The following is a 21779-nucleotide window of genomic DNA, read 5'->3' as shown; positions in this document are numbered from 1 at the left end:
TTCTCATAACGAAATAACACGAAACTCATATTCTAGAAGCCAAGCAAAACAAGACTCAGGATTTCTCCAGTTTCTACTTTAGTAGAAAATCTCCCCACTTAGCTAGCGTCTTTTCCCTTAGTTCTGGGCTAGACTCCACAACAGGTGGAAATTGATCTTTCCAGTCGTAGGGACGGCAAGCATCAATAATGGCCCTTGAGTTAAAGCCCTTTTGTCCTACTGGCATGCGAGGATCCAGCGGACCGCTCCAGCACTTGCGTATAATTTCGATTGATTCAGTGGGTTCTGATCTTGAAGCGATTGCCCACAAAACATCGAACGTATTTGAAGGGTCAATATCTTCGTCTACAACCACTACATACCTACCCAGATAGTTTCCTGCGTGGCTTCCCGCAGCTACCAAGCCAGCCTGTCTGGAATGGCCAGGGTAAGCCTGTTTAATCGATACAATATTAAACATCCGGCCTCCACCGGCCTCATGACACCAAACTCCATGCACATTTGGGACTCCAATTTTCTCTAATTCGTCCCAGATCAAAGCGGACTTGACTACACACTTACTGTATGAGTAGTCCGAAGGTGGCCTACCCGGGCGAGCACAACATAAAATTGGATTATTTCTGTAGTAAACGTTCTTCACCCTGATTAGATGTTCCGGACGGCCTGCACTGGCATAATATCCTGTCCATTCGCCGAAGGGTCCTTCCTCCGCGACATCCCCGAAGATGACTTCTCCTTCGATTGCGATTTCAGCATTAGCTGGAATCGGAAGACCTGTGTACTCTCCCAGAACTACATCTATTGGCCCCCCTTTAAAGCCGCCTGCATATTCATATTCTGACAAGCCATAGGGAATTTCATTACCGGAAGCGAGAAATAATAACGGATCCGAACCAACGACAACAACCACTGGACAGGGTTCTCCTCGATCAAAGTATTTTTGCCTGTGCAGGTTACCGTGTTTTCCTGGTGAGACAAAAAAGAACATTGATTTTTCGTCATGAACCATCCCACGATAAGCCCCAAAGTTGACCCAACCTTCATCTGGATCTTTCGTGGTAACTAAGGAGGCTGTACCAATATACCTGCCACCATCGAGTTCATGCATCATAGGTACCGGAAACTTAAGTAGATTGACATCTTCACCACGATCAATGTTTTCCAAGATAGGGCCGTATTTAACCACACGCGGGGGAATAGGCTTAAAATCCTTGAGTTTGTCCCTGTACGTTCTTACTACATCCAAGTCGTTTTTGACTGAAGCTAATCCTAAGGTTACGGCCATCCTATTTGGAGAAGTGGTCAAGCCAAATAGTGTCCGGAAGCCTTCTGAATAACCTGGTACGTTATCAAACAACACTGCTGGGGGTACGGCTTGTGTCCCCTCTTTATAAATAATTTCTGTTATAGCACCCATCTCTAAATCCCAATGTGCACCATCAATCTTTTTTAACTCTCCTTTTTCTTCAACCTGCTTCAACCATTCACGCAAATCCGTGTAAGCCATGTTTTGCCTCCTTCTCTATGAACAGTACAACAACGATCTAAATTATTAGTAAAATATTTGGATCATATCACCTACCTTTTTTATCTATCATTCGAAGAAAATGAAGAATTAATATTACAACTTTTTATAATTATATCTCGCTTGAATTTTCAAACAATTATTAATCTTGCTCATATAATTGGATTTTATCAAAACAGGAAATTATCCTAAGATAAGCATTTCAAACCCAACTGGCGCCCTCCTCACGGAAGACGCCTGTTGGCTTCGTCAATCTACCCGGACTTTCCGCCTAAATAATGAAACCTAATCTGATCATCCTTAAGCAATTGTGTAGCAGAGCCTTCTTGTACCACACTGCCATTTTCCAATACATACCCCCGATGTGAAATACCAAGAGCTGCATAAGCATTTTGCTCAACCAGCAAAATCGAAACACCCAATGCATTAAACCTATGCAACAAAGCAAAGATCTCCTCAACAACCATTGGCGCTAAGCCTAAAGACGGTTCGTCGAGCATTATGAATCTTGGATTAGCCATTAGACCTCGGCCAATTGCCAACATTTGTTGTTCACCACCACTCAGTGTGCCAGCCAATTGGAGAGCCCTTTCCCTCAAGCGTGGAAAAACGTCCATAACTTCTTCCATTTTATCCCGAACCGCATGATGAGAACGCTTGTTAGGTTGACCAAGACTGCCCAGTAATAGGTTGTCGCTTACGCTTAAGCCACTAAAGAGTTGCCGACCCTCTGGGATTAGACTTAAACCCTTCTTTACAATCTTATTGGCCTTAAGACCTGTGACATCATCGCCGTCAAAAACAACCTTCCCAGAAAGTGGTTCATGCAACCCGGCGATCGTTCGCATTAGAGTACTTTTTCCTGCTCCATTGGCACCGATGAGCGTAACAATTTCGCCCTCCTTAACTTGAAGCGACACTTGGCGAAGGACCGTGACGTTGCCATAGGCCGATGTAAGCATCTCTGTTCTAAGCACATTACGTCCTCCTTGTACCTAAATATGCCGAAATAACTTCCGGATTGTTTTGGATTTCTTCAGGCTTGCCTTCTGCAATCTTTTTTCCGTAATTTAGGACTGCTACTTCATCTGAAAGTCGCATAACCAGATTCATGTTGTGTTCAATTAATAACACGGTTATTCCATCGGAACGCAATTTTGTTACTTTTTGCAAAAATTCATTTGTTTCACTATCGTTGAGACCTGCGGCTGGTTCATCCAAGAGCAATAGCTTTGGCTGGCTTGCCAAAGCCCTTGCCACCTCTAGAAGTTTACGTTGACCTAACGGCAATTGACCAGCTACTTGAAGAGCTACCTTAGTCAAGCCCACTTCTTCCAAGCAAGCCATTGCTTTTTCGAAAACCGCCTTTTCTTCACGACGCACTTTAGCCACCGGCAGACAACCAAGAATCGGTCCCACTTTAGTCCAACGATGACAACCTATCTTTACATTATCTAGGGCACTTAAATTATCAAAGAGACGTAATATTTGAAAAGTGCGGGCGATCCCCAGCTCATTGATCTGGTGGGGAGGCTGACCAATAATACTTTTATTAAAAAACTCTATCTTCCCTTCATTAGCAGCATAGGTACCGGTGATAAGGTTAAATAATGTCGTCTTTCCTGCACCGTTTGGACCAACAAGTGCTTTTATCTGCCCCTTCTTGACCTTAAAACTTACTTTTTCTATGGCTGCTAAACCTCCAAACCGTTTACTGACAGACTCGATCGACAAAATAACTTGGTCCATCTGCCTACTCCCCTTCTTTTAAGATGCCAGGACGGAGGATAATTCGGACCAACCCGCTATGCAATAACTTCAGTAAGCCAGATATTCCTTTAGGAAAAAACACAATTGTCACAAATAAGACTAACCCGTTGATAATAAGTTGATATTTTTGAGTAAAAGAAAGAAGGTCCGGTAGGAATGTCATTAAGCCTACCCCTAATAGTGGGCCCCACAAGGTACCCGCTCCTCCCAACGCGGTCATCACTGTAATGTTGATAGATGCCTGCATGCCTACCATGTCTGGAGAAATAAAACGCATATAATGCACATAAAGGCTCCCACTCAAGCCTGCCAAACAGGCTGCAATAACAAAAGCCAATAATTTGTAATGGCTCGTGTTAACTCCTAGCATTGACCCCGCAAGCTCATCCCCGGAAATTGCCAGCCAAGCTCGTCCGACCCTGACAGAAGTAAGGTTTTTGAGCAAGATAACTAAGATGAATAGGATAACCATAACCAAAAAATACAATGGCAAACCTGATGGAATTACAGTACCTCCCACCGAAAAAAATGGAATCCCGGCCAAGCCTGATGGTCCGCCAGTTAATTCCCGAGAATTAATAAGCACTTGTTCAACTATTACACTAAAGGCTAACGTGGCTATGGCGAGATGGTAACCCTTTAGCCGAAGTACCGCTTTTCCAATCAATAAAGACAAGAAAACGGTGATTGCCTGGGCAGCCAACAACGCAAATATTGGGGGCACATTATATCGAACGATAAGAATACCCGAAGTATAGGCTCCGATGGCCATAAACCCGGCCTGTCCCAGCGAGAGCAAACCAGTAAACCCCATGAGTATGTCCATACCTAACACGGCAATCCCTAGTATAGCTGCTAAAGTCAGCAGGCTAACCAATTGTTTCGACGCAAAAACGGGAATCAGTGCTGTGATAAGAACGGCTAGCCAGCCCCAAACTGAACCACATATCAACATCTGCTTTAGTTTTCCAGCCACTGCTTTCCCTCCCTTATCATTTACTGCCACTATGCCCTAGAATTCCGGCTGGACGTACATATAAAACAAAGATTAATAAAACGAACGCCAAGAGATCCTTATATTGGGCTGAAATAAATCCCGCTCCCAAGGATTCGACTAGTCCTAAAATCAGTCCACCCACTAAGCCTCCCCAAATACTATTCATACCACCTAAGGTGAGTGCAATAAACCCCTTAAGTCCAATCATTGTTCCACTATCATAGGAAACAAACGTTATTGGAGCAATAAATCCCCCTGCTAAAGCACCTACTGCTGCACTGAGAGCAAAAGAAGCCATAACAGCGAGCCGGATGTCGATCCCAACTAATGCTGCAGCATCCCGGTTTTCCGAGACAGCGATTATTGCTTTACCAACGATGGTTTTCTTAAAAAAGTACCAACTTAGACCAGTGATTACGGTCAAAACCCCGACGACCCAAAATACTTGAGTTGCAATAATTGTTTCGCCCAAACGAACTGGCAGCTCTCCGGAAAAAGACGGAGCAGAAAGAGGGTCTTTTCCCCAGATAAGCATAGCTATTCCTTTAAGAATAATAGATACAGCCAGAGTAGCAATAAGCATGACCGTAGTCGAGGATTTCCAGGCCGGACGAATAGCTAAACGTTCAAACAACACTCCCATAAGGGCAGTAACAACCACTGCTAAAAGGATTGCTAAACCCAAAGGTATATGCCACGCACTGAAACTGATCATGAGTAAAGCTCCCCAAGTTAAGAATTCCCCTTGAGCTAAATTAATCACCCTACTAACATTGAAAATGATCCCAAGTCCTAGTCCAACCAGTGCGTAGATACTTCCACTCGTAATACCTGCAATCAAAGATTGCCACAATATATTCATTCCAGCTTGTCCTCCCTTATCATTGTGCTAACTGGAACTGGCTATCTTTAACTTGAAGCATAATAGTATCCTTGCGGGCCGTGCCCCGATGATCCTCGGTTGAAAAATTAAAGATTGCTGTGGCGCCCACTTCATTCTTTGTACTCTCTATAAATGTACGTAATTTCTCCTTATCAGGGCCGACCTGTCGCAACCCTTTGATGATCAAATTCATAGCGTCATATGCCACACCGGGACCAAAATCAGCTTCTTTTTCGTATTTACTCCTATAATCAGTATGCAATTTCTCATTGATCTTTTTTTGCGGATCGTTATCAGGAAGTGACTTCCATGCAAAATCTTTGGTCGCAGGCATTAATAACGTTTGCGGTGCGTAACTCTTGATATCTCCGATAAAGCTATACGACAAGTTTCCGTGGGAGACTACAAGCGGTATATTGAACCCCGACTGGTAGAAGTTCTTAGTCACGACATTTACCAGCTTACCCGTCATCCAGGCAATAAGGGCCTGAGGTTGCTTAGCTTTAATACTATTGAGCTGTACAGTAACATCGACGTCTGTAGGATTAACCCGTTCCAGGGCAACCATAGTCATACTAGTATCTTTAGCTAATAGATCTTTTAACGAGTCAACCGCTTCCTGTCCAGTAGAATCGGTAGCTGCCAACAAAGCGACCTTTGTTATTCCTTTGGTTTTAAAATAGTCTGTGACGGTCTGTTGCATTACTTCAGTCTGAGCGCTCGCTGCAAACATCCATCGGTTTTCAGGACGGTATCCGCCGGAAAGTGAATACACTAAAGGTCCCTGATCCTTGACCAGCGGAGCAAGGGCCTTACTTTCAGCCACTACGGAAGGGCCGAGAATAGCTATAACACCCTCACCAATTAGCTTACCCGCGCCCTTAACTGCTTGCTCAGGACCACTCGCCGTGTCATAGGCTATGATTTTGATTGGATGCCCATCGATCCCCCCTTGAGCATTGACTTGATCGGCAACCATATTAGCTGCTTTTAGCTCACCATCTCCAAGCCAACTGGCAGCTCCTGTTTGGGCTGTTAAAACACCTATACGGTAAGGGTCTTTATTAGCTGGAGTCCCTTGATTTGTCACCGTTTGACTAAGACCACAGCCTGAAAGAAGAAGTATAGTCATAATAAATATGGTTGGAAATAACTTCTTCACTTTAAAATTCCTCCTTTTTACTACTTTCTAAATCAAATACCGCTCTATAACTCTAGGTTTTCGACAGGAATACGATTTCAACTTTCAAGAATGTTTTGGTAAAGTATAAGCCCATGACCACCAAGCAAGTGATAGCATGTTTTTACATTTATTATTTGTTTTGTACATCATCCTTTCAATAACTAAATAGGAAGTCAATTATTTTCTAAATATTCTTATAAATGCAAATTTTATACCACAGTAAATCTTTTCAACTCGAACAACCTCTTTCTCAAGGCGAGATGTTGTAAATTGTACCCTGAATGGTAGTCAGTTTATAGTTGTCAGGCTTGTAGCAAATTTTGCTCCAATAATTATTCTATTAATGGAACGAAGATTTTCATAAATAGAACGTGATAATAGTTTTCCTTTTATGTTCGGGAGTGAACTCGCTCAGCTAAAGCTGAACATCGCGACTTCGGTGACGAAAGCTTCGTTGGATGGTTTCGTCAATGCCCGCTCCATCCCTAAAGGAACACTTCGCGGCGAAAGAGGAGTCTACGTCCACCGAAGCAGAATAAGGAACACCCACTTACAAGTGGGTGTCTCGAAATTGATGAATATAATTGTCCAGGGGATACGTCCCATCCTCTTCCTCTAAATCAACGATACATAGATATCCCCCGGTTTCCATGATTAAATGAAATCGTTTTAAGATCTTTTCAGTCTCTAAAACATGGTGTAAAGTCATTAAGGTATAAATCAAATCATACTTCTCATTTGGTAACGCATCTTCTAATAAATCAATGTTCATAGGGAACATATTTATTAGGTCGTTTTGTCTAATTTTCTCTTTAAGAACGGATAGCATACCTTGAGATTTATCTGCAAGCGTAATCTTTTTAAGATGTGGTTGGAGGTTAAAACTTAATAATCCGGTCCCACAGCCGTACTCAAAACCAGTCATTTCTTTAGACAATACTAAATGTCTTTTGATTTCGGCCGCAACTATTTTCGCTCTTTCGACTTTCTTAGGGTCATCATCCCAAGTTAGTGCCATCTGATCAAAGTCACCCATTTACCATCACTCTCCCGCCAATTAGATGATGAAGCCTGATATACAATACCCGGTACCGGAAATTATCCGATACCGGGTATTGATCCACTTCTTTCGTACACTCTTAATACTTAATACTATGCGTATCTCTTCACGAGAACTAAACCTTATCCTTACTTCAATAATCCTTTTTCTTTATAATACTTTTCCGCCCCTGGATGTAGCGGAATACCGTTTTTAGTTAAACTCTCTGCTGTATCTTTATCTAACTGGGCTGGAACCACTGATTTCAGATAATCAAACTCTTCGACAATCGCTTTGGCTACCGTGTAAGCAATATCATCAGAAAGATTCTTACTGGCCACTACTGTGAGTGGAACCTCGAAGGTCGGATTATCAGCGGTCTGGAAGGTGTAAGCGTTTTTGAGGATTGTGACTGGATTAACTGGGTACTTAGCGATAAGTCTGTTAATTGCTTCAGCATCAGCCTGAACCATAACTAATTTAGAAGTAGTAGCAGTTTCCGCAACCTTGGCTTCAGGAGCAACTTGCATCCCGATTCGTACATCAGCACGCCCATTTTTCATTAAATCCAAGCCCGCATTACTGGGTAAATATTGAACTTGTCCACCGTTCTTGATGATATCTTCGTAACTGAATCCGTGTTCTTGTAACACAGCACGAGTCATAACTTCTTGCGTGCTATCTTTGGTGTTGACCACAAGTACAACTGGCTTATTTTTCATATCAGCATAAGTTTTGATACCAGACTTTTCGGTAGCTATTGTTTGATAAATGAGCGGCCCAAACGTGCCAATTGCCCGAAGATCAGACATTTTTTCTCGGTAAGGAACAGTTCCTTCGTAGGCTGCCTTGGCCATAGTGCTAAACAAGAAGCCCAACTCTGCTTGACCACTGATTACAGTAATTGCATTAGCCCCGTCTTGCCCAGGTTGATAACCAAAGGAGGAACCTGGGGCAACTCTTCGAATCGTCTCTCCAATTGCTTCGCCAATTGCTGACCAACTACCACCTACCGATCCCCCTGCCAAAGTTACCTTGACCGGAGCTATTTTCTTTTCTGCAGTTGGACTAGCTGACGAAGAATTAGCCGCAGGAGCACTTGCACCGCACCCACTTGCAAAAAGTAGCATAGAAATCAATCCACAACCCACCAAAGTACTCAACTTTTTGTTCATCTCAAAATTCCTCCCTCTTTACTTAAAACTAAATGATGGTTGGAACTAAGCAGTTGTAAATCACCCCCCAAACTTCATATTGGGTGTGTTCAACTTAACAAACTGCTTTAAAAATCCAATTAAAATAAGCCCCATCCCAAGCCCGGTAGTCAACCATGCCGGGTGCATCATTAATAAGCCGCCAAGGATAGCCAAAGCTCGTTCCCACTTAGACATCTCTCGACGAAACCATCCTTCTATTCCAGCGGAAAGCGCGATAATTCCAGCCGTTACGGTAACAAGTGCCATAATTATTTCTTGGATATTCCCTTGTAAAAGTAACGCAGGCTGAAACATGAAACTGAAAGGGACGATATAAGCCACGATCCCTAAGCGGCAAGCCTGCCATCCGATATCCCAGGGATCAGCTTTGGCTATACCTCCCGCGGCATAAGCCGCCACGGCAACAGGTGGTGTTATAGCTGATAATGAGGCATAATATACAACAAACATATGCGATAACAGAAGCGGAAACCCGAGATTCACAAATACCGGGGCCACAAGAACAGCCCCTAAAATGTACACTGGTGAAAGTGGCATACCCATACCCAAAATGATTAGAACTACTGCGCCAACTAATAAAGCTGCCGGGATGAAACCACCTGATAAAAATCCTATTAGGACCATAAACTTACTTGCCAATCCCGTAACCATGATGCTTCCTACAACTATTCCTGCGGCTGCAGTAACTGCAACAAGAGGAGCAACCCCGTAACCACTGTTGATGATCGTATCAAGTAATTTGCGAGGACCCATACGAGTTTCCTTTTTAGTCCAGCTTACCAGCACAGTACTAAGTATGGCGATTATACCCGCATAGACAGGGGTATAGCCTTTTACCAGCATCACTATGAGGATCAACAAGGGTAATAGATAGTAGCTTTCTTTCAGAACCTCTAGGAAGGACTTCGTCTCTACTGGAACAATAATCTGCGGTTTGGTCTTTAAAGTATGAAAATGAACTTGAAGTAAAATCCCTAAATAATAAAATACCGCAGGAACGATGGCCGCAACACATATCTCAAGATACGGAATTCCCGTGATTTCTGACATCAGAAATGCTGCCGCCCCCATAACCGGAGGGATAATGGCTCCCCCAGTAGCAGCCACTGCTGTCACAGCCCCTGCATAAACCGAATCGTAACCGACTCTTTTCATGTTAGGAATTGCAAATGAACCTACTGTCACTGTATCGGAAGTTGGACTACCTGAGATCATTCCATATAAACCACAGGCAATGGTCGTGACTTTGGCCTGCCCCCCAACAAACCTACCTGCCGCCGCATTAGCCAATTTAAAAAAGAATTCTCCACCACCCGAGGCATCGAGAAAAATACCAAAGGTAACAAAAACAAAAATATAGGTGGCAGCCACTTGCAAGGGTGTCCCCATAATACCGTTCATGGTATAGGCGATTTGGTCAATATAGCGATACCAAGCCATATTAGAATGGGAAAAGGCCCCGGGCAAAAGATGCCCCAATAAGGCATAGATAACAGCTATTGAAACTACTGTCGTTAACCCTTTCCCAAACGTACGTCGACAGGCTTCAAATGAGACTATAACTAGAACAACTCCAAAAAAGAGATCCTGTACTGATAACTGGGTCGCCATCGGCCAACGGGTAAGAAAGTATTCGCTTTTACTAAATATATAAATACCTGCAGCAACGGACAAAACCATTAGAATGATATCTGGAATAGATGGCTGGTCTTTACTGGTTTTTCTAGCACTATGCAAAATAAAAACCACTGGAAGCATTAAACTCAGGAAGATAACAGCTTGGATGTAAGGATTCACTTTGATTACCATCAATGATGCTACTTCGAAAACTGCAGTAAGAACTGCCAAGGAGGCAGCTATCTGCTTCCAGACCCCATGAGGCTGTCGATGCCTGCCCTCACTTAACAAACCAAAGGCGGCTTTCAACCAACGCATAAATCACTCTCCTAACCTAGTATTAATAACTTATGTCAGATGATGATGTGACTTCTATCTATGGATGAACTGACTCAGTAAACCATTCGCGCGGCAATTCGGTACCCATTCCTGACAGCCTTGCCCTCTCAAGAATAAGGGAACCCACTGCTGCAAACTGTAAACCAACACCGTCATTGTTATAAAAGAAAGTGATCTCGTCTTCTCCTACCCGACCTAAAGCTTTCTTTGCAACAAGGTCCATTAGGTTATTAGACTGCTCCAATTTGGACTTTTCTAAAATCCACCAACCTTTCACGTGTTCTTTGATTATGCCGGGGGTACCTAACATTATATTATCATTGTGCTGATCCTTATTTATGATGTGTACTACAACCCTGTCGCACCTCGCCAAAACTTGACTGTCAATTTCTTGAGGTTTAATGCAACTTAAATGAACGCCCTTTTTTAGCCACTCTGGTTTAATAACTGGCAACATAGACGAGGTTGCCGCCAAAATTATATCGGCATCCTTTACGCATTCCTCTGGCGTATCAACCGCCTGAATTGGAATACCATACTTTTGAGTAGCCTCCTGGGCGAACTGTTCCCGACTTTCCCTCCGTAGACTGAAGACCTTCACTTGTTCCACAGCTCGTACTGCTAAAACAGCCATTAATTGTGAACCAGCCTGCCAACCGGATCCGATCAAAGCAACTTTACGAGCATCGGGACGGGCCATATATTTGACTCCAAGTCCGCTACTCCCACCCACCCTCATCCTTTGGGTCACACCGTCTGGGAACATTGCCAAGAGTTCACCAGTCTCTGTACTGAAAAGCAAAACCAGTCCTACCCAACGTCCTCCAGCTAACGGAAGTTTTACACGCCGTGGAATTCCAGCAACTAATTCGTGATGAATGATATCTGATTTTATCCGAAGCGCCTGGATACCTCTGTTTGACCAAGTACCCCCAGTATGTTTAAAGGCGTAATATGCGTCCTCTCGTCCGCAGGGAGCAAGATTATCGACTCCAGGTGAATATAGCGCCCTTCCCTGAGCTAAATCTAAATATGATTCCTCTAGAATTCTTATACAATCTTTCATTTCTAAAATTTTTGAGATCTCTTCATTGCTTAAAACAAGCATATACTTTAAACATCTCTCTTTAAAAATATTTTGAATATTATATTAATCTTACTTCTAGTACTCCTTAACAACAATTGTCAATCTTGCTATATAAATGGGATATTCATTATGATTACTTAACAAATATGCATCTATATAATAGTACGACTGAAAACCTAATTTCCAATAGGAAAAACACGAAACATGCCAAGCTTCTAGTGTAATTCAAAAACAAGCGCGTAAGTCCTCCCTGGACTTATGCGCAAGAACACGAGGCTGACAAGGGAAGTAACATATAGAACCCTTTTTCAAAATAGATTCATAATAATCCCTTTATATAGATCCACCTTTAGTATCATAACAAACAGGATCAAAATTACCAGACAAGCAGAAAGAGATATAGTAATCGTAAGGACCCAGCTTTCCTTCCCGGACAGGCGAAGATAAGCAAGGAGGAAAATTGGAATAACGTACAAAAACCCAAACAAATAAACCATAATTAAGAGGGCAAAAAACCAGGCAAAAGTCATCAATAAATCCCGGTTGCTAAACTCCTTTTTTATTTCTGATTCCTTTTCTACTAATTGGCTTGTTTTAGCCTTACTCCAGGTATTCCATAACATCCCTGCTGAAAGAATAAGAGAAGGAATACCTATCACCAATGGAACCATCCTGGCTTGTGGATTATAGGTTAATGCCAGCCCTACAAACACAATGAAAAACAGAAAGAGCACGAAGGCAAAAACTACTGATCCCTTAATGCGCACTAACATCGCTCTACCCCCTCTTCTTCAGGAACTTCTTAATGATAGGTGATCCTAATGTAATAATAATGGCTAATAATAGCAACAAAGTTATAGGTCTTAAGATGAATGACTCATGATAGAGCTTTAGTGAAAGATGCAGGTTTTTCTCAGCTATTGATCCTAAAACCAGGCCAATAATTAAAACCGCCCGAGGATACCCAAAAACCTTCATACCATAACCCAAAAGACCAAATACCGCAACTAAAATAACGTCTCCGAAGGTAGTATTAGTGGTGTAAGCTCCGAGAATGGACAGAACAAAAATAATGGGTACTAATATAGAACCACGTAAAAAAGTGAGTTTAGCTAGAGTATTTGCCGCAAATAATCCGATAACTGCACCAATAATGTTGGCGATAACAATTGTCCATACCATAAGGAAGACTATATCAAGATCCTGGGTTAGCATTTGTGGGCCTGGTTGAATCCCGATAATTATGAAAATTCCTAACAAAATTGCCATGCCAGAACTACCGGGAATTCCAAATCCCAAGGTTGGTACCAAAGACCCGCCTTCCTTAGCATTATTAGCACTCTCTGGAGCGATTACCCCTTCAATATTACCTTTACCGAAAAGCTCCTTATTCTTGGAAGTTTGAGCTGCGTGTCCGTAAGCCATGAAACAGGCTACATCACCTCCTAGACCCGGAATAATGCCAATCACACTTCCTATCACCGAACAGCGCAATACTAAAAACCAATTCTTAAAGGTCAGTTTAACTCCTTCTAACACATCACCTTTTGCTTGTTTAACCTCCCCTTGAACCAGTGCACCTTTTTTAACCCCCAGTTCAAACATTTCTGCAATTGCAAACATCCCGATAACTACAGGCACTAAATGTACTCCATCCCAGAGATAGAGGGTGCCCAAACCAAAACGGATAATCCCTGTAGAAGGATCCAACCCAACAAAAGATAGTAACAGTCCCATTCCTCCTACTAGAAGACCCTTGCCAATGGAGGCTCCTCCTAGGACCGCAATAAAGGCTATACCAAGCATTGCCAACATAAAAAACTCGGGTGGTCCAAAGGCCAAAACTACCTGCCTCAAGATGGGTAAGGTGGCCACTAATACCAAGGCTCCAAAAACTCCTCCCAAGGCTGAAGAAGTGAGCGCTAAACCCAAAGCCTGCCCTGCTTTACCTTGCTGGGTGAGAGGAAAGCCATCAAAAATTGTAGCTGCATTAGGCCCTGAGCCTGGAGTATTAAACAATACGGCTGAAATGGAGCCACCAGTAGCAACAACAGCATGGGCACCAAGAATGAAAGCTAACGCTTGCTCCGGCGACATCTTAATAACAAAGGGAATCAGAATGGAAAGTACAAAATTGCCGCCTAAACCGGGGATAAACCCAATAAATAATCCAAAACATATTCCTACTAACATATACATTAGAGTACCTATCTGAAAAACACTTGATAATCCCTGTAGTGCAGCTTCGAGCAAAGCAATCCCTCCTTGCATAATTTCTCTATCTAATAAGGGAGGAAATGTAGGTCTATAATTTCCGCCACTATGATCCACCTCGTAAGTGGAAAATAAGTGGCGGTTCAATTGAAAAAGTATTCGTTACTATTTTACGGCTTCTTTGATCTGGTTTAGGATGTCTTCTGGAAGCTGAACGGCTTCTTTAATCATCTTTTCAGTCTTAGGACCATCAAGGTAACTTATTGGTCGGTCCCCTTTTTTCGCAGTGGCTACAACTTCTGGATCTACTAAGGCTTTAGCAAAGGCTTCTCTGAGGAAAGCAAGACGGTCAAGAGGGACATCTGATGGAGCAGCTACCATACGACCCGTCTCTAACATGGCTAATAAAGTCTTAACCAGTTTTTCCTTATCCGCTGCTACCTTTAATTCACCCAAGGCGGGAATATCCGGTAATGAGGGATCCCTTTCCAGCCCTATTTGTAGGAGGGAAATTGCGTCATTTTGTTTTACAAGCTGAATTTTGCTGCTTAAGGAACCGAGGGTTCCTTCCACCTCACCTCGAAGCATGGCTAAATCTGCTTCAGCAGAGGTTTCATATCCTGTTACCATATCCATCTTGAAATTGAGAATACCAGTAAGCAATTTGCATGTAATATATTCACCGCTCCCTACCCCTGTCATTGAGAGCTTAAATGGGGTGTCAGATTTCAATACTTCATCCAAATTTTTATAGGGTGATTTGGTACTAGCAATAAAAAGTCTAGGCTCTGTGGCCATCCGGCCCAACCAACCCATTTTAGCAAGGTCATATTTAATACCCTGAGCACCAATTTGTTGGTTGATTACCATTCCCATGCCATTGATAATCCCAACAGTAAGGCCATCAGCCTTAGACGCATATAATTGATTAGTGCCTACCAAGCTACCTGCTCCCGGAACATTTTTAACGACAACTGTTGCCCCTAAATGTTTCCCCATAGCCGGGGCAATCATCCTGACATATTCGTCATAACCTCCACCGGGAGTATAAGGAACAATAAAATTAACCACCTTATCCTTGTAAAAGTTGACTACTTCCTGTTGCGCATTTTGAGCATTATCAGTATTATTAGAAGAATTACTATTTTCCGTAGTCTTTTGGCTACAACCAGCTACACTTAGAATTAAAAGTGCTACTATTAGAAGGGCTAACACTTTAGGACGTTTGAATATATACATGTTTATCAAACACTTCCTTTCTTAAAGCTAGGAGCATCTTCAAGTAGATCAAACTAACTCAGAAATCTCTTTTTCTTTAAAAGAATTTACTTATCACCCTCCTTATGGCTACCCAAAAAGCATTCCCTCCTCTGATATTCAACAAGTATAATTTAAACCTTAGAAGCATTCTCCCACATTATATACTTGACTAAATTTTCAGACAATTACTTATCTTGCTCTATTAATTGTACTTTTTTACCTGAGTTTGGCTGCATAAGTTTCCAATCCCTTAAAATAAAGAAAGTCCGGGGTTAAACAAAAAAGGACGCAAAACATAAGAGATTGCGCCCTATACCAAGTAATAAATAGATCTTTCCAGAGTGTCGAGTTGGCTAATCAGCCAGCTCACTGTAAATTTTCTTTACGCTTATCGGTAGCCAGTTCTTTTTTTCCCAGTTCTCAAATTCCGGCAGCTGCAAGTGTTTTTCCGCTTCCTCCATAGGAACTTTCTGGGCAATCAATTCACCTATCCGGGCCCTAAAGGTTTGGAAATAATGGAGCAACCTCACCTCCTTCTAACGCTCACTCCCCCGCCAATTGATAATAAAAGTATCGTATAAAAAATGATATGCTTCTGAAGTTCCTCAGAAATACCAAGAATATTGCCAAATATAAAAACTTCTGTTTAAAATGTCACATGTAAAAACAAGTCAAACAGTACAAAGTCAAATATCCCCATCCCCAAGGCCAAGTAGGCTGATTCACGCCATTTACGATCCCCTTCAATTTTGGTAAAGAACAAGAGCCAGACCGGTACAGCAATTAAATAAGTGACAAAACGCAGTGCAACTAGAAATCCAACCAACCATAATAAAATACGGATTAACTTTACGTTTTCATTGACAACTACAGTGCCTTTATTTTCTTTAGATGCAAGATCTTCCTCTTTTTTTTGTATATCTGTGAAAAAGCCTTTTTCATTCATAAACTTTAAACGTTTTTGAAAAAAGGGAACATTATCCCCTAAGAACAGAAGACTCGCAAGTAAAAACAAGGCAGCACTAAATATTTCTGGGGCAAGCCTTGCCTTTGGATTATACCTAAAAGAAACGATAAAAAACAACGCACAGAAAGCTACTAAAGCAAGCTCAAATATCCCTTTACCATTAAGCTTCACCTTGAATACCTCCTTTTTTCTTACGACGATGAGCCTTTACAAAAGGGGTAATCAGCATTACAAGGGTTATGATGAATACTACCAAGGAGATCGGTCGCATAAAGAATCCTTGCCATCCCATACTATCCATCGTCTGATGGTAGGTTTCCTGAAACATCGTACCTAAAACCAAGGCGATAACCATCGGTACGCGCGTAAAACCATATTTGTTTAAAAAATAGCCGATAATCCCGAAGACGAAGGCCAATACCACGTCTTCCCAAATACCTTCCGTAGCGTAAGCACCTACTAATCCTAAGGCAAAGATCATAGGAGCAATCAATTTAACTGGCAGAAAGGTCAGTTTAGCTAGGTATTTTGCGCCCAACAGACCGATCACACCGGCGATGATGTTGCTGGCAACTAAGGAGAAAATAATGACGTAAACTATTGTAGGATTATCTAACAGTAATTTGGGCCCAGGTTGTATACCATGTAAGATTAGCGCTCCTAGCAATACAGCGGTTTCAACGCTACCAGGGATTCCAAAGAGGATCGTAGGAACCATGGCTCCCCCATCCTTGGCAGTGTCCGAAGCCTGAGGAGCAATGACCCCCCTGATATCCCCCTGACCAAAATGGGGATTATCACGGGTCGTTGAGACAGCATGTCCATAGGCTAAGAAATTAGAAACAGACCCGCCCACGCCGGGAATAATACCGATTATCGTCCCGATAACCGAACAACGGATAAATAACCAAAAATGCTTAAATACTGACATGATTCCTTCCCAGACCCCGGAATTCATATTACCTGAAATTTTTCCGCCGCTAGTCAATTCTTTTCCTTGAACCATCATATCCAAGGACTCAGATATTGCAAACAAGCCAATCAGAGCCGGTACAATTTTAATACCATCATAAAGATAATCGAACCCAAAGATGTAACGCAGAGATCCTGTCACTGGATCATACCCGATTGTAGTGAGTAACAAGCCTAAGAGTCCCGCCGCCAAGCCCTTCCAGATTGAGCCTAGGGAAACAACTGCGATGACAGCAATGCCCATAAAGGCCATCATAAAGTACTCAGGATAGGAAAAGGCTAGAACAACCGGCTTGCCAAGAGGAATTAATACAGCCAAGACCAGCACACCAACTATGGCGCCCAAGACTGAGGCGCTGGCACTAGCCCCTAGGGCATACCCTGCTCTGCCTTGTTTAGTCAACGGGAAACCATCGAACGTAGTTGCTGCATTTTGTGGGGTTCCTGGTGTATTAATCAGAATCGCGCTAATTGAACCACCAAAGGGTACAGCACCCATGGCCCCGATTAGCATAGCTATCGCCACATTGTCTGGCATACCAAACGTGACAGGAGTTAAGAGAGCAAGTGCTTGTGCCCCTCCCAAACCAGGTATAAACCCAAAAAGCATCCCGAGCAAGGCCCCCAAGAGCATAAATAACGGGCTAGGCCAAGCCAAAAACGCCGTTAATCCCTGGAAAATTTCATTCATGAACAACCCCCCTAATACTACCTGAATATTATGAATACTAATTAGGAAAATTTGAGTCGGAAAGCCCATCTTTCCGGCTCAAATCCGCTCTTATTTCATTGCCGCAGCTATTAGGTCTTTAAATTTGACAAAAGTCTTCATCGAATTTTCGATATTCTTAGCTGCTTCAACATCTGTACTAGGATTAACCGGTTGACCGGCATCCGCCATTTTTTTCATGAACTCAGGATCTTTAACTGCCTTCTGAAAAGCATCCCGCAGGATTTTAGCGACTTCAGGTGGTGTTCCCGGAGTTGCTGCGACTTGGTAATATGCGATAGTAACATCTATTAGGGATTCATAACCCAGCTCTTTAATTGTAGATACATTGGGAAGAGCTTTATGTCTTGTTGTAGAGAAAACTATTAATGGGTTTAGTTGTTGAGAATCAACGATAAACTTCTTTAGGGATGGATAAGGATACTGAACATAGTCCACATCACCGCGGATTGCTGCCATGATTGCCTCTGAACTGCCCGCATGGGTTATAAATTTGGCCTTTATCCCCATCTCTTTAAAACCAATCAATGAACTTAAGCCTGCAGTCGAGGAAAGCCCAACCACACCTACTTTTACCTCCTCTGTAGCAGCCTGCATATCTTTGAGGCTCTTATACTTCGACTTAGGGGAAAGAGCACCTACATAAGTGGTATCGGTTATACTGCCAAGCCAGGTCATCTTAGTTAAATCAAACTCTGCACCCATAATTTGATTAACGACATTACCAGGAATATTAAAGATTCCCATGGTGTAGCCATCTGGTTTAGCACGATTTATTTCGCCGATCCCAATATTATAGCCTCCACCAGGTACATTTTTTACAATCATGTTGACCTGCTTTGGTAGATACTTGGGCATATACTGTGCAAGCAAACGAGAATAGGTGTCATACCCTCCACCTGGTGAATCAGGTACTATAAATGTAATATCTTTGGTAGGATAATCGACTGCAGTTGCAGTTGGAGTTTGGGTTGTTGCGGTAGTTCCACAGCCTGACAACATAGAGAATAGCATGATCGCAATGAGTGAAATAACCAGCATAGTCTTCTTGTGATTCTTCCCCCTAATCATTCAGATCCCTCCCTAACGTAATAAATAACCAATTTCTCACGAGCTTCCTTAATCCATTCCCTTATAATGGTATAAACCATCTCTCCCTGAATGCCATCGCTCATTTAACTCCTTTCCAAGTAATAGATAATTTAAATATGCAATCTATATGCCAGAATTTTCAATTTACTCTCAATAGTCATAATTAAAGAGCTAATGAACAGATTTTTGGTTCTATCAGCCTAACACATGAAAATATTTAACAATATTTCTCTGGAAATAATTACAAATTCGAAACATCAAGTTTCATAATTGAAAGCAACTTTCTTTCTTCTTCCCAAGTAGGTTCATCCATAACTTCAATTCAGCTATCTGGGCCCGAAAAGTTTGGAAATAGTGTAGTAAGATCTCTGTATTGCCTTTGCCGTTGTTCACTGGCCCATGCCCTGGAACCGTCATACGGATATCTAGACTTACCAGACGCTCCTGGATAGCCATCCACTGGCGGTATCGCCGTTACGTGTCGCCTACAATCAGTCCAAAGTTGCTGTCGCCCCCGCTGTCCCCGATTTCAGTCATAATGGCGTAAATTCCCTTTTGCAGTTCTGTGACATACATTTCCTCGCCTCCTTCTTAGATCTGGCTAATCCAAGCTGGGATGCTGAACCTATAGAACAAATTATTCTAATGCCTTAGCTTTCTCTTTTTTCAGGCGTAGTCGGGTGGCAAGCTTAATTCCTCCTACATCCAAACTAAAATCTAAAGCCTTTACGGAATGTGTTAATGCACCGATTGAGATAATGTCAACACCAGTTTCAGCTACTTCACGCAAGTGCCCTATCTTTAATCCTCCTGAGGCTTCAACAAGCACCCGATGATTTATCAAGGAAACCGCCTGCCGCATCTGTTCAGTACTCATGTTATCGAGCATGATGAGATCTACGCCACAATTAAGCGCTTCCTGAACTTGAGCTAAATTTTCACACTCTACTTGAATCTTAAACATGTGACTAGTTCTTTCTCTAGCTTTCTCTACACTGGCCGTTAACCCACCCATAGCCGCTATGTGATTATCCTTTAACAAAACCGCATCATATAAGCCGAAACGATGATTATAGCCACCACCAATCCGTACAGCGTATTTCTGTAAGTCCCGTAAACCAGCCAGAGTTTTCCTAGTATCAGTTATCTTAACTGGCAAACCGTCAATTTGGTCCACAGCATCTCTTGTGGCCGTTGCTACCCCAGATAAATGCTGAATAAAGTTTAATGCTGTCCTCTCCGCTTGAAGAATACTTACTAAAGGCCCACTGAGTTCCAACACGGTCGCACCAGGTACAAGTCTTTCTCCATCTGATATAAGGGCCTTAGCTTTTATCTTCGAATCTACACGTTGAAATACTTGTTCTGCAACTTGGATACCAGCTACAACACCAGCCGCTTTAGAGTAAAGTATAGCATTTCCTTCTAAAGTGTCTGGTATTATCGCCGTACTGAGGTCACCCGTTCCAAGGTCCTCTTCGAGAGCTCGATCAATAATCTTCTGTAATTGAAACAAAGCTAACATTGACACCCTCCTATTTTCTGTAATTACTTAAATATACAAAACCTATCATTCAGAGTCCAAAGGATGCGGATATTAAAAAGAGCATTAAGAAAAATGCTCTTTTTTAAAACCGTTTGCTTAATATGAAATAATTTATGCGATTGAACCATTTGTAATAGCCATCTGATAACGTTCCTCAGTCATACCAAGAATATCTCGAAAGAACAGCTCATTATGTTCTCCCAAGCACGGACTAGGCCTATCCAGCACCGCAGGGGTATCAGACAGTTCAAAGGGTGGCGCCATATAATGGAAATTACCCATTTCTGGATGTTCAATTCCTTGCCAAATCCGACGATGCGCGTATTGAGGATCAGAGTAGATATCCCTGATTCGGTTCACCGCACCAGCTCTTACCCCTACAGCCTGCAATTTTTCCATAAGTTCCTCTGGCGTAAACCCTATAGTCCAAGCTTCGATTCTAGACTCTAATTCATCTTCATTTCTTTTACGGTCTAGTATTGTGGAGAACTTGTTTTCAGCTGCCCAAGCAGGTTCATCCATAACTTCCCGAAGTTTCAGCCACTCTGCATCCGTAAAGACGCTTAGAGCGCACCACCTGTCATGACCCTTACAGGGATAGACACCATGTGGTGCTGCGTATTCATGGCGATTTCCCATACGTTCCCAGACCCGTCCATTAATATTATTTTCCAGAATGATTGGCGCCAAAAATTGTAGACCGTTTTCATACTGAGCTAAATCAATATATTGCCCTAGACCTGTCCTACGACGATAATCTAAAGCTGCCATAATAGAAATAACCCCATATCCGACGCCAATAAAATCAATATACGGACCAAATAAAAGTGAAAGAGGACCATCAGGAAATCCGGTTAAATTGGTAAAACCGGTTAGAGATGTTAATTGGGACCCAAACCCGGGATGAGTGGCATGTCGCCCACCTTGACCCTGGTTGCAGGAACTGAACATAATCAGCTTTTCGTTAACTTTGCACAATTCCTCGTAACCTAAACCCAGTCTTTCCATTGTACCGGGTGTAAAATTTTCAATCACCACATCAGCCCAAGCTACCACTTCTTTGGCGAGGTCGATCCCACCTTCAGCCTTAAGATTAATTGTTATCCCATATTTGTTGTTATTACAAACTCCAAAGCATCCAGATCGGTTCAAACCAGGTTTGTTTTCGGCAAACGGAGGATATTGCACTCGAAATCCATCCGGTCTACCACCTGACTCAATATGCACTACTGTTGCTCCAAAATCCGCTAAATGCTTTCCAGTCACTGGGCCGGCGGCATAAGCAGCGAATTCCACTACCTTGAGACCTTCTAAAGCATGTCTACTCATACTATTGTCACC

19 protein-coding genes are annotated in these 21779 nt (G+C 42.5%); all 19 read right to left on the bottom strand.

The window, feature by feature from the left end:
- Nucleotides 1-73: 73 nt before the first annotated feature.
- Nucleotides 74-1507, bottom strand: coding sequence for a UbiD family decarboxylase (locus ACYQ3Q_RS13040; protein ID WP_459928968.1), 1434 nt, complete (start codon nucleotides 1505-1507; stop codon nucleotides 74-76).
- A gap of 272 nt (nucleotides 1508-1779) precedes the next feature.
- Entirely contained in the window at nucleotides 1780-2502 is a 723-nt protein-coding gene (locus tag ACYQ3Q_RS13035; protein ID WP_459928967.1) for an ABC transporter ATP-binding protein, read from the bottom strand.
- Between the two features lies 1 nt (nucleotide 2503).
- Complete coding sequence (locus ACYQ3Q_RS13030; protein WP_459928966.1) at nucleotides 2504-3274, bottom strand: ABC transporter ATP-binding protein; 771 nt, start codon at nucleotides 3272-3274, stop codon at nucleotides 2504-2506.
- A 4-nt stretch (nucleotides 3275-3278) separates the two neighbouring features.
- Nucleotides 3279-4271 (bottom strand): branched-chain amino acid ABC transporter permease, encoded by a 993-nt coding sequence (locus tag ACYQ3Q_RS13025; RefSeq protein WP_459928965.1) that lies wholly within the window; start codon nucleotides 4269-4271, stop codon nucleotides 3279-3281.
- A 16-nt stretch (nucleotides 4272-4287) separates the two neighbouring features.
- Nucleotides 4288-5154: a branched-chain amino acid ABC transporter permease gene (locus ACYQ3Q_RS13020; RefSeq protein ID WP_459928964.1), complete on the bottom strand. Its 867-nt coding sequence runs from the start codon at nucleotides 5152-5154 to the stop codon at nucleotides 4288-4290.
- A 19-nt stretch (nucleotides 5155-5173) separates the two neighbouring features.
- Nucleotides 5174-6337, bottom strand: coding sequence for an ABC transporter substrate-binding protein (locus tag ACYQ3Q_RS13015; RefSeq protein ID WP_459928963.1), 1164 nt, complete (start codon nucleotides 6335-6337; stop codon nucleotides 5174-5176).
- Nucleotides 6338-6908: 571 nt separating this feature from the next.
- Nucleotides 6909-7394 (bottom strand): class I SAM-dependent DNA methyltransferase, encoded by a 486-nt coding sequence (locus tag ACYQ3Q_RS13010; RefSeq protein ID WP_459928962.1) that lies wholly within the window; start codon nucleotides 7392-7394, stop codon nucleotides 6909-6911.
- A gap of 152 nt (nucleotides 7395-7546) precedes the next feature.
- Entirely contained in the window at nucleotides 7547-8572 is a 1026-nt protein-coding gene (locus ACYQ3Q_RS13005; RefSeq protein WP_459928961.1) for a TAXI family TRAP transporter solute-binding subunit, read from the bottom strand.
- A gap of 60 nt (nucleotides 8573-8632) precedes the next feature.
- Nucleotides 8633-10549: a TRAP transporter permease gene (locus tag ACYQ3Q_RS13000; protein WP_459928960.1), complete on the bottom strand. Its 1917-nt coding sequence runs from the start codon at nucleotides 10547-10549 to the stop codon at nucleotides 8633-8635.
- A gap of 58 nt (nucleotides 10550-10607) precedes the next feature.
- Nucleotides 10608-11678: an ornithine cyclodeaminase family protein gene (locus tag ACYQ3Q_RS12995; RefSeq protein ID WP_459928959.1), complete on the bottom strand. Its 1071-nt coding sequence runs from the start codon at nucleotides 11676-11678 to the stop codon at nucleotides 10608-10610.
- A 287-nt stretch (nucleotides 11679-11965) separates the two neighbouring features.
- Entirely contained in the window at nucleotides 11966-12430 is a 465-nt protein-coding gene (locus tag ACYQ3Q_RS12990) for a tripartite tricarboxylate transporter TctB family protein (protein ID WP_459928958.1), read from the bottom strand.
- A gap of 4 nt (nucleotides 12431-12434) precedes the next feature.
- Nucleotides 12435-13910, bottom strand: coding sequence for a tripartite tricarboxylate transporter permease (locus tag ACYQ3Q_RS12985; protein WP_459928957.1), 1476 nt, complete (start codon nucleotides 13908-13910; stop codon nucleotides 12435-12437).
- Between the two features lie 126 nt (nucleotides 13911-14036).
- Nucleotides 14037-15110, bottom strand: a complete 1074-nt coding sequence (locus tag ACYQ3Q_RS12980; protein WP_459928956.1) for a Bug family tripartite tricarboxylate transporter substrate binding protein — start codon at nucleotides 15108-15110, stop codon at nucleotides 14037-14039.
- A 374-nt stretch (nucleotides 15111-15484) separates the two neighbouring features.
- The gene (locus ACYQ3Q_RS12975) at nucleotides 15485-15655 is read right to left on the bottom strand and encodes a hypothetical protein (RefSeq protein WP_459928955.1); all 171 of its coding nucleotides are present in this window, start codon (nucleotides 15653-15655) and stop codon (nucleotides 15485-15487) included.
- A 122-nt stretch (nucleotides 15656-15777) separates the two neighbouring features.
- On the bottom strand, nucleotides 15778-16269 hold the full coding sequence (locus tag ACYQ3Q_RS12970) for a tripartite tricarboxylate transporter TctB family protein (RefSeq protein WP_459928954.1): 492 nt from the start codon (nucleotides 16267-16269) through the stop codon (nucleotides 15778-15780).
- On the bottom strand, nucleotides 16259-17761 hold the full coding sequence (locus tag ACYQ3Q_RS12965; protein WP_459928953.1) for a tripartite tricarboxylate transporter permease: 1503 nt from the start codon (nucleotides 17759-17761) through the stop codon (nucleotides 16259-16261). The genes ACYQ3Q_RS12970 and ACYQ3Q_RS12965 overlap by 11 nt, the downstream gene beginning before the upstream one ends.
- A gap of 90 nt (nucleotides 17762-17851) precedes the next feature.
- Entirely contained in the window at nucleotides 17852-18871 is a 1020-nt protein-coding gene (locus ACYQ3Q_RS12960; protein WP_459928952.1) for a tripartite tricarboxylate transporter substrate binding protein, read from the bottom strand.
- Between the two features lie 658 nt (nucleotides 18872-19529).
- A complete protein-coding gene (nadC, locus tag ACYQ3Q_RS12955) occupies nucleotides 19530-20417 on the bottom strand; it encodes a carboxylating nicotinate-nucleotide diphosphorylase (protein ID WP_459928951.1) in 888 nt (295 codons plus the stop codon).
- Nucleotides 20418-20549: 132 nt separating this feature from the next.
- Entirely contained in the window at nucleotides 20550-21767 is a 1218-nt protein-coding gene (locus tag ACYQ3Q_RS12950; RefSeq protein WP_459928950.1) for a CaiB/BaiF CoA transferase family protein, read from the bottom strand.
- Between the last annotated feature and the right edge of the window lie 12 nt (nucleotides 21768-21779).

The sequence above is a fragment of the Desulfosporosinus burensis genome (genome assembly GCF_054657535.1).
Note: the sequence above shows the minus strand (reverse complement) of the source record. Positions and strands in the feature narration are given on the sequence as shown.

Excerpts from the sequence above, each read along its gene's own strand:
- ACYQ3Q_RS12965 (WP_459928953.1), bottom strand. The coding sequence starts at position 17,761 with ATGAATGAAATTTTCCAGGGATTAACGGCGTTTTTGGCTTGGCCTAGC.
- ACYQ3Q_RS13030 (WP_459928966.1), bottom strand. The coding sequence starts at position 3,274 with ATGGACCAAGTTATTTTGTCGATCGAGTCTGTCAGTAAACGGTTTGGA.
- ACYQ3Q_RS13020 (WP_459928964.1), bottom strand. The coding sequence starts at position 5,154 with ATGAATATATTGTGGCAATCTTTGATTGCAGGTATTACGAGTGGAAGT.
- ACYQ3Q_RS13010 (WP_459928962.1), bottom strand. The coding sequence starts at position 7,394 with ATGGGTGACTTTGATCAGATGGCACTAACTTGGGATGATGACCCTAAG.
- ACYQ3Q_RS12980 (WP_459928956.1), bottom strand. The coding sequence starts at position 15,110 with ATGTATATATTCAAACGTCCTAAAGTGTTAGCCCTTCTAATAGTAGCA.
- ACYQ3Q_RS13000 (WP_459928960.1), bottom strand. The coding sequence starts at position 10,549 with ATGCGTTGGTTGAAAGCCGCCTTTGGTTTGTTAAGTGAGGGCAGGCAT.
- ACYQ3Q_RS12990 (WP_459928958.1), bottom strand. The coding sequence starts at position 12,430 with ATGTTAGTGCGCATTAAGGGATCAGTAGTTTTTGCCTTCGTGCTCTTT.
- ACYQ3Q_RS12960 (WP_459928952.1), bottom strand. The coding sequence starts at position 18,871 with ATGATTAGGGGGAAGAATCACAAGAAGACTATGCTGGTTATTTCACTC.
- ACYQ3Q_RS13040 (WP_459928968.1), bottom strand. The coding sequence starts at position 1,507 with ATGGCTTACACGGATTTGCGTGAATGGTTGAAGCAGGTTGAAGAAAAA.
- nadC (WP_459928951.1), bottom strand. The coding sequence starts at position 20,417 with ATGTTAGCTTTGTTTCAATTACAGAAGATTATTGATCGAGCTCTCGAA.
- ACYQ3Q_RS12995 (WP_459928959.1), bottom strand. The coding sequence starts at position 11,678 with ATGCTTGTTTTAAGCAATGAAGAGATCTCAAAAATTTTAGAAATGAAA.
- ACYQ3Q_RS12950 (WP_459928950.1), bottom strand. The coding sequence starts at position 21,767 with ATGAGTAGACATGCTTTAGAAGGTCTCAAGGTAGTGGAATTCGCTGCT.
- ACYQ3Q_RS13005 (WP_459928961.1), bottom strand. The coding sequence starts at position 8,572 with ATGAACAAAAAGTTGAGTACTTTGGTGGGTTGTGGATTGATTTCTATG.